The organism is Mesorhizobium sp. M1A.F.Ca.IN.022.07.1.1 (genome assembly GCF_003997575.1).
GTDB lineage: Bacteria > Pseudomonadota > Alphaproteobacteria > Rhizobiales > Rhizobiaceae > Mesorhizobium.
Window position 1 is genome coordinate 1 of sequence record NZ_RZST01000269.1, and the last position, 8,527, is coordinate 8,527.

Annotated in this window: 9 protein-coding genes and 1 tRNA gene; all 10 read left to right on the forward strand. The window is 63.5% G+C overall.

Annotated elements, in window-relative coordinates; all coding sequences use genetic code 11:
* Positions 1 to 231 precede the first annotated feature (231 nt).
* On the forward strand, positions 232 to 627 hold the full coding sequence (locus EOA75_RS24180) for a TIGR02300 family protein (RefSeq protein WP_067003406.1): 396 nt from the start codon (positions 232 to 234) through the stop codon (positions 625 to 627).
* A gap of 176 nt (positions 628 to 803) precedes the next feature.
* Positions 804 to 879 (forward strand) — tRNA-Ala (locus EOA75_RS24185).
* Positions 880 to 1,008: 129 nt separating this feature from the next.
* Complete coding sequence (locus EOA75_RS24190) at positions 1,009 to 1,359, forward strand: hypothetical protein (protein ID WP_245299804.1); 351 nt, start codon at positions 1,009 to 1,011, stop codon at positions 1,357 to 1,359.
* A 62-nt stretch (positions 1,360 to 1,421) separates the two neighbouring features.
* Entirely contained in the window at positions 1,422 to 2,138 is a 717-nt protein-coding gene (locus tag EOA75_RS24195) for a DUF2161 family putative PD-(D/E)XK-type phosphodiesterase (RefSeq protein ID WP_127217015.1), read from the forward strand.
* Positions 2,139 to 2,271: 133 nt separating this feature from the next.
* Entirely contained in the window at positions 2,272 to 3,003 is a 732-nt protein-coding gene (locus EOA75_RS24200) for a FadR/GntR family transcriptional regulator (protein WP_067324712.1), read from the forward strand.
* Positions 3,000 to 4,202 carry a PLP-dependent transferase gene (locus EOA75_RS24205; RefSeq protein WP_127325346.1) on the forward strand — a complete coding sequence of 401 codons (1,203 nt, stop codon included), beginning with the start codon at positions 3,000 to 3,002 and terminating at the stop codon, positions 4,200 to 4,202. The genes EOA75_RS24200 and EOA75_RS24205 overlap by 4 nt, the downstream gene beginning before the upstream one ends.
* Positions 4,203 to 4,227: 25 nt before the next feature.
* Positions 4,228 to 5,505, forward strand: a complete 1,278-nt coding sequence (locus EOA75_RS24210; protein ID WP_127217014.1) for a sugar ABC transporter substrate-binding protein — start codon at positions 4,228 to 4,230, stop codon at positions 5,503 to 5,505.
* A gap of 275 nt (positions 5,506 to 5,780) precedes the next feature.
* The gene (locus EOA75_RS24215) at positions 5,781 to 6,704 is read left to right on the forward strand and encodes a sugar ABC transporter permease (RefSeq protein ID WP_095777012.1); all 924 of its coding nucleotides are present in this window, start codon (positions 5,781 to 5,783) and stop codon (positions 6,702 to 6,704) included.
* The gene (locus EOA75_RS24220; RefSeq protein WP_067324203.1) at positions 6,704 to 7,552 is read left to right on the forward strand and encodes a carbohydrate ABC transporter permease; all 849 of its coding nucleotides are present in this window, start codon (positions 6,704 to 6,706) and stop codon (positions 7,550 to 7,552) included. Before EOA75_RS24215 ends, EOA75_RS24220 begins: the two co-directional genes overlap by 1 nt.
* A gap of 3 nt (positions 7,553 to 7,555) precedes the next feature.
* Positions 7,556 to 8,527 (forward strand): sn-glycerol-3-phosphate ABC transporter ATP-binding protein UgpC (ugpC, locus tag EOA75_RS24225; protein WP_127325347.1); only part of this gene is annotated, 972 nt, incomplete at its 3' end.

Sequence of the window (8,527 nt, forward strand, 5' to 3'; positions counted from 1 at the left end):
TCGCAAAACCTTGCATTCGAAGGCCCGCGTGAGACATTGTCTTTTCCAAATGCGGGTGCCGGCGGGCCGGCTCAATTCGTCGTGTTGCGGCGGTCTCGTATCACGGCGCGCCGCAATGGTCATCCCCTCACGCGGGCCTTCGAATGCAAGGTTTTGCGATGCCGGCTTTTGGCTTTGACAGCGCGGAAAACTGCGGTTAAGGGGACCATTCTTTTTTTGACGAGGCTTGCTGTGGCAAAACCTGAACTTGGCACAAAACGTGTCGACCCCGAAACGGGGCGGAAATTCTACGATCTGAACAAGGACCCGATCGTCTCGCCCTACACCGGCAAGAGCTATCCGCGCTCCTATTTCGAGGAAGGCAAGATTTCCGCGATCGAGGACGATGAGGACGTCGCCGACAAGGAAGTCGACTCCGAGGAGGAAGAAGGCGCCGAAATCGTCTCGCTCGAAGATGCGGACGAGGAGACCAAGGGCGGCGGCGACGATCTGCCCGATCTCGGCGACGACGAGGATGATGTCGATCTCGGTGACGATGACGATGACACCTTCCTTGCCGACGAGGAAGAAGAGGACGACGACGTTTCCGATATGATCGGCGTCGGCGACGACGAGGACGAGGTCTGATTTCGGCCCCGGCGCGATTGTTTGCCGGCCATTTTGACCTGTGACGAAAAAGCGGCTTTTCAAGGCTTGATCTTGACCGAAGGCGGCGCTAGAAGCCGCCAGCACTAAACGACGGCGCGGTGCCCAACCGCGCCGGATCTCTTCGCCGGAAACGGCGCCGGCTGACTGCCGGGAGTGGGGCCATAGCTCAGTTGGGAGAGCGCTTGAATGGCATTCAAGAGGTCGTCGGTTCGATTCCGATTGGCTCCACCAAACAGTCTTTCTGTGATGCTCGGTTTCGCGGCATTGGCGCTTGTCGCTTGTGAATCGGTATCCGAGGCCCCGCCTCCTCCTCAACCTGCCCCGGCTGCTGTCGCGGCTCCCGCTGTCCCGGATACTGCGGTGCTCGACCAAACCGTGGCGATCACGCCTCCGGGCAAGAGTGTCCCCGCCCGATATGCGGCGTTTTCAGGCATTTGGGCGGGACGGCTGGATGGCACCTTTGAAGGCAAGCTGGCCGTGCTGACCGTTTCACCGGCCGGGCAGGTGACGGTCAGCTACGCGTGGGGCGATATGGCCGACAACAAGCCGGGGATCGCCGACGGCGCCGGCAGGATCGCCGGGAACACATTAAAGCTTGGACGCCTGCCGAACGGCGCAGACATCACGTTTACGATGCAGCCTGACGGAACGCTTGCCGGCACCTACACGCTTGCCGGCCAGACCTATAGGGGCCAGTTCGCCAAGCAATAGCGGCGGGCGGTCGCGTCGCCTTCTGCCGTGTCGGCCGGGCTCGAATCGGCTATGCCTCTCCCATGCAGGAAACGTCCCTCTATGCACCGGTGAAGCGGTTCCTCGAGAGCCTCGACTTCACCGTCAAAGGCGAGGTCGGCGGCTGCGACATCGTCGGGTTGCGCGAAGGCGAGCCGCCCGTGGTCGTCATCTGCGAGCTGAAGCTGCAGTTCAATCTCGAGCTCGTTCTGCAAGGCGTCGATCGGGCGGCGGCCTGCGACGAGGTCTGGCTCGCCGCGCGGATGTCGGCGCGCGGCAAGGGCCGCGAGCACGATCGGCGTTTTCGCGCGCTCTGCCGCCGGCTCGGCTTCGGCCTGCTCGCGGTCGACGGGAAAGGCAAGGTCGAATTGCTGCTCAGCCCGGCCGCCGTGCCGCCGCGGCGCGACCCGAGGCGGCGCTCGCGGCTGGTCGAGGAGCATCACCGCCGCAAGGGCGATCCCTCCATCGGCGGCAGCACGCGGCAAAAGCCGATCATGACCGCATACCGCCAGGAAGCAATTGCCTGCGCCGCCGCCCTGGCCGACGGCCCGAAGCGGCCGCGCGATTTGAAACTCGTCGCGCCCCGCGCGGCCAGCATCCTGCTGCACAACTACTATGGCTGGTTCGCCAGGGCCGAGCGCGGCATCTACGCTCTGACCGAACTCGGGCAGGCTGCCTTGCTGTCGCAAGGGGTCCTCGAAGGACCGCTGCAGGTCGCTCCGTTTCAAGTCGAGCAGCTTGGAGCGAAGCTCGGCGCGTGACCGGCTGACGCCGCTCGCGCATTGTCGGCTGCCGATCGAAATCGTCGAATCGCACCATGCGTGGTTGACTCACCTCTTCGTTCATGCAGAAATTGGTTGGACCATTGAACCACTTTCGGATTGATTCACCAGCGTGACCGACCCTCTCCCGCCGATCCAGACGACGGCCCGCGATGATGCGGTCCTGAAGGCGTTGGCCGGCTTCGTGCGGCAGGAGGCGCTGGGTCCCGGTGAAAAACTGCCGACCGAGCGCATCTTGGCCGAGCGCCTTAAGGTCAGCCGCAACACGGTTCGCGAGGCACTCACCCGCTGGGAGGGGCTGGGCCTCGTCGAGCGGCGCCAAGGCAGCGGCACTTACCTCAAGGCGGCGGTCTCGCCCGACATGCTGCACATGCCGCTGACCCTTGCCGGCGGCAACGACTTTGCCGGCCTGATGCGCACCCTGGAGATCCGCCGCGCGCTGGAGGCCGAGGCCGCCGCTCTTTGCGCCGTCCGCGCCGGCAAGGCTGAGGTCGCCGAGATCGAGCGCAAGCTCGACATCATGGAAGAAGCCTTCCACAGCCGCGCCGGCATGTCGTCGGAGGAAGACTGGGAGTTCCACCAGTCGGTCTACCGCGCCTCCGGCAATCCGCTGTTCGAGCAGATCATCAGCGCCATGCACGAGCTGTTCCACCGCTTCTGGGAGCATCCGCTCGGCGTGCGCGATTTCGGCCATGCCAGCTTTCCCTATCACCGCACCATCTTCGACCGCATCGCCGCGCACGACCCGGAGGGAGCCCGGGCCGAAGCGCTGAAGCTCATCGCTACTGTCGAAAACGACCTCAAGCGCGGCGCCGCCAACCTCAAGCTTTTGGACCGCAAATGAACGAGCATCCCACAGGGTTCGACCCGGCTTCTTTGGCCAGCGACTATCTCGGCGAGGCGGCGACTCTTCTCGCGCATGACGATCCGTTCCCCGGCGGCGCTGTGGTGCCGCCGATCTACCAGACATCGCTCTTCACCTTCGACAATTACGCCGACATGGCCGACACCTTTGCCGGCAGGAGAAGGCAGCCGATCTATTCGCGCGGCGACAACCCAACGGTGATGGAATTCGAGGCGCGCGTCGCGGCCTTGGAAGGCGCGGAAGCCGCGCGGGGCTTTTCCAGCGGCATGGCGGCTATCAGCGCCACAGTGCTCGCCTTCGTCGGCGCCGGCGAGCGGATCGTTGCCGTACGCAACTGCTATGGCGACGCTTACCGCCTGTTCGAGCGCCTGTTCCCGCGCTTGCAAATCAAGGTCGACTATGTCGACGGCTCGGACCCCGATGCGGTGGCGGCGGCGCTTCCGGGCGCCAAGCTGCTCTACCTCGAAAGCCCCACCTCGATGATGTTCGAGCTGCAGGACATTGAGCACCTGACCCGGCTGGCCAAGGAGCGGGGCATCGTCACCACCATCGACAATTCCTGGGCGACGCCCGTCTTTCAGAAGCCGATTTCGCATGGTGTCGATCTGGTGCTGCACTCGGCTTCGAAATATCTCGGCGGCCACAGCGACACCGTCGCTGGCGTGGTGGCGGGCTCGGCCGCGCATATCAAGCACATCAACGAGCAGACCTATTCGTCGCTTGGCGGCAAGCTGTCGCCTTTCGAGGGCTGGCTTCTGCTGCGCGGCCTGCGCACGCTGCCGCTGCGGTTGCCGCATCATATGAAGAGCGGTCTCACGCTCGCCGAGCGGCTGAAGGCGCATGGCAAGGTCGAGCGGGTCAACCATCCCGCCTACTCCAACCATCCCGGCAAGAAGACGCTTGCCGGCTATGCCGGGCTGTTCTCTTTCGAGGTCGCGGAAGATGTCGACATTCCGGCTTTCGTCGATGCGCTGAAGCTGTTCCGCATCGGCGTCAGCTGGGGCGGCCATGAAAGCCTGGTCGTGCCCGCCAAGGCCTCGCTCGAGCAGACGCCGGGTCTGAATTCGATGGCGCGCTTCGGCATCAGCCCCCGAACCATCCGCTTCAATGTCGGATTGGAGAACGTCGAGGACCTCTGGGCCGACATCGCCCAGGCCTTCGACAAGGCAAAAAAATAAGGTGTTCAAAATGGGAGTTCCGAACATGAAAAGACTGACAATCCTGCTTGCCGCCGCTGCCGGCCTCGCGATTTCCGCCGGGGCCGCGCTGGCCGACACCACCGTCAAGATGGTCGAGGTCATCACCAGCCCGCCGCGCACCGAATTCCTGAAGAAGCAGATCGCCGAATTCGAGCAAGCCAATCCCGGCATCAAGGTCGAGCTCGTCTCGCTGCCTTGGGGTCAGGCGTTCGAGAAGTTTCTCACCATGGTCCAGGCCGGCGACACGCCCGACGTGGTCGAGATGCCGGAGCGCTGGATGGGCCTCTATGCCAACAACGGCCAGCTCGAGGATCTCGGCCCCTACATGGCCAAATGGGACGACGCCAAGACGCTCGGCGACCGGGCCAAGCAGTTCGGCTCGACCGTCAACAACACCCAGTTCATGATCCCTTACGGCTATTATGTGAACGCGCTGTTCTGGAACAAGAAGCTGTTCAAGGAAGCGGGTCTTGACCGTCCGCCGGAAAACCTCGACGAGTTCGTCGAGTTCTCCAAGAAGATCTCCGCCATCCCCGGCAAATACGGCTATTGCCTGCGCGGCGGTCCCGGCGCCTTCAACGGCATGCACATGTTCATGAACATCGCCGCCGGCAAGGGCGGCTACTTCACCGAGGACGGCACCTCGACCATCAATGACGCGGGCTCGGTCAAGGGGCTGCAAATGCTGGCCGACATGTACAAGAACGGCCTGGCGCCGAAGGATTCCGTGAGCTGGGGCTTCAACGAGACGGTGACCGGCTTCTATTCCGGCACCTGCGCCATGCTCAACCAGGATCCGGACGCGCTGCTCGGCATCGCCGACAAGATGAGCGCCGACGACTTTGCGGTCGCGCCGCTGCCGGTCGGCCCGAGCGGCAAATCCTATCCGACGCTGGGCTATGCCGGCTGGGCGATGTTCGCCAATTCGCAGCACAAGGACGAAGCCTGGAAGCTGATGGCGACGCTGCTGTCGCCCAAGGACAATCTGGAATGGGCCAAGGAAGTCGGCGTCGTCCCGATCCACAACGGCGCCGATCAGGACGCCCACTTCAAGACCGAGCAGTTCAAGGGCTGGTTCACCGAGCTCAACGACAGCTCGAAATATGAAATGGTGACGCCGCCGACCCATCTGGAAAACCTCGGCAACTTCGTCGACCAGGTGGCGATCAAGAACTTCCAGGAAGTGCTGCTTGGCCAGAAGCCGGCCAAGCAGGTGGCCGACGAGTGGGCGGCGTTCCTGACCAAGGAGCAGCAGGCCTGGCTGGCCAAGAACAAGAAGTGACCTTTCTTCCTTCTCCCCGCTTGCGGGGAGAAGGTGTCACCCGATGAATGTCGCCCAAAAGTGCGAAGCGGTTTTGGGAGAACGACATTCACGGACAAGTGACGGATGAGGGGCAGCGCCGAATCCTGAAAGTCGGCTCCGCTCCTCATCTGCCTGCCCTCCTCCGCAGCAGCTGCGCTGCAGCTACGGAGGGTGAACCGGCGTCTTCTCCCCGTGAATGGGGAGAAGGACGCTGTCGCCACGCTGGCCTCACCATCACCCGTAGAGCCAAATCGATGACCTACGCAGTGTCCGAAATCCGATCGACCGGCCGGCCGCGCAAGAAGCGGCTGAGCAAGGCCGCGATCGAGCCCTGGCTCTATCTTTCGCCGGCTATCGTCCTGCTGGTCGTCGTGCTCCTGGTGCCGCTGATCATCGGCATCAGCTATTCCTTCCGCAAATTCTCCGCCTTCAAATCGGAATATGTCGGGCTCGGCCAGTACCAGGCGATGCTCTCCGACGCGGTGCTCGGCCAGGCGCTGGTCAACACGCTTTGGTGGACGGCCGCCAGCCTGTTCTTCCAGTTCTTCCTCGGGCTTGGTCTGGCGCTGCTGCTCGACAAGCCCTTTTATGGCCGCAAGGTCGTGCAGGCCGTGGTGTTCCTGCCCTGGGCGGTGCCGTCCTTTCTTTCCGGCCTTACCTGGGCCTGGCTGTTCAACCCGATCATCGGCCCGCTGCCGCACTGGCTTTTCGCGCTCGGCCTGAAGGCCGAGCCGACCAACGTGCTTTCCGATCCGGCCACAGCCATGTGGGGGCCGATCGTCGCCAACATCTGGTTCGGCATTCCCTTCTTCGCCATCACTCTGCTTGCGGCGTTGAAGTCGATCCCGTCGGAACTGCATGAGGCGGCAGCCATCGACGGCGCCTCGCCCTGGCAGCGCTTCACCAAGGTGACGCTGCCGTTCCTGGCGCCGACCATCGTCATCACCGTCATGCTGCGCACCATCTGGATCGCGACCTTCGCCGACCTGATCTTCGTCATGACCGAGGGCGGACCGGCAGGCTCGACCAGCACGGTGCCGGTCTACATCTATGTCAGCGCCTTCAAGTCGCTGGACAAAGGCTATGCGTCCGCAGTCGCGGTTCTGCTGCTGGTGCTGCTCATTGCCTATGCGGTTGGCCTGATCGCCATCCGCCGCACGCTTGTGAGGCATGTCTGATGATCGCCGGCCGCTCCACCTCCTCGCGCATCGCCGGCGGCATCGGCCTCTACGCCGCGATCGCCGCCTATGTCGTCTTCGCGCTGTTCCCGATCTTCTGGACGCTGAAGATCTCTGTGACGCCGGAGCGGCTGCTCTATTCCGAAGGCATAACGTTCTGGCCATCGGAAATGACGCTCAAGAACTTCGACACCGTGCTGGAGGCTTCCGACTTCCCGCGCTATTTCCTGAACAGCGTCATCGTCTCGGTGTCGACGGCGGCACTGGTCACCGTCATCGCCACGCTAGCCGGCTATGCGATGTCTCGCTTTACCTTCCGCGGCAAGGCGACTTTAGCGATCCTGCTTCTGCTGACCCAGACTTTCCCGCTGGTGATGGTCATCCCGCCGATCTACCGCATCATGGGCGATCTCGGCCTGACCAACAGCCTGACCGGGCTGATCATCATCTACACCGCCTTCAACACCGCCTTCGCCACCTTCCTGATGCAGTCCTTCTTCGACAGCATTCCAAAGGACTTGGAAGAGGCGGCGATGATCGACGGCTGCACGCGCGCCCAGGCCATGCGCCGGGTGATCGTGCCGCTCACCTTGCCCGGCATGGGGGCGACGCTCGGCTTCGTCTTCACCGCCGCCTGGAGCGAATTGCTGTTCGCGCTGATGCTGATCTCCAGCGATGAGCAGAAGACCTTTGCCGTCGGCTTGCTCACCTTCATCGGCAAGTTCGCTGTCGACTGGGGGCAGATGATGGCGGCCTCCATCCTGGCGCTGATCCCGGTCTGCATCTTCTTCGCCTTCCTGCAACGCTATCTCGTCACCGGCCTTACCGCCGGCGCTGTCAAAGGATAATCGATGGCTTCCGTCACCCTGCAACATGTCGAGAAGGACTATGGAGCGCTGCGCATCCTGCACGGCGTCGATCTCGAGATCGCCGACGGCGAGTTCGTCGTGCTGGTCGGCCCGTCCGGCTGTGGCAAGTCAACGCTGCTGCGCATGATCGCCGGCCTGGAGGAGGTCACCGGCGGCGAGATCCGCATTGGCGAGCGGCTGGTCAACGATGTGGCGCCGAAGGACCGCGACATCGCCATGGTGTTTCAGTCCTATGCGCTCTACCCGCATATGGACGTCTCCTCGAACATGGGCTTCAGCCTGATGCTGAAGAAGACCGAGAAGACGACGATCGACGGCAGGGTGGGCGCCGCCGCCAAGCGCCTCGGTCTGGAGACGTTTCTCGGCCGCCTGCCGCGCCAGCTTTCCGGCGGTCAGCGCCAGCGCGTCGCCATGGGCCGCGCCATCGTGCGCGATCCCAAAGTCTTCCTGTTCGACGAGCCGCTGTCGAACCTCGACGCCAAGCTGCGCGTCCACATGCGCGCCGAGATCAAGGCGCTGCACCAGCAGCTGAAGACGACCTCGGTCTATGTCACGCACGACCAGGTCGAGGCGATGACCATGGCCGACCGCATCGTCGTCATGCATGACGGCTATGTGCAGCAGGTCGGTCATCCGCTGGAGCTCTACGATCGTCCCGCCAACACTTTCGTCGCCGGGTTCATCGGCTCGCCCGGCATGAATTTTTTGCCGGCAAAGGTCGCCAAGGGCGGCAAGGTCGATGCCGTGCTGGCCGACGGCCAGAAGCTGAGGCTGCCGGACGGATTGCCGCTGAAGGATGGCGATGCGCTGACCGTCGGGCTGCGGCCGGAACACATCCGGCTGGCCGACGACGGCCCGCTGAAAGGTCAGGTCGAGGTCGTCGAGCCGCTCGGCCTGTCGACGCAATTCTATGTCAGGCTGGCCAACCAGCAGATCTGCGTCTTCGTCATGGGC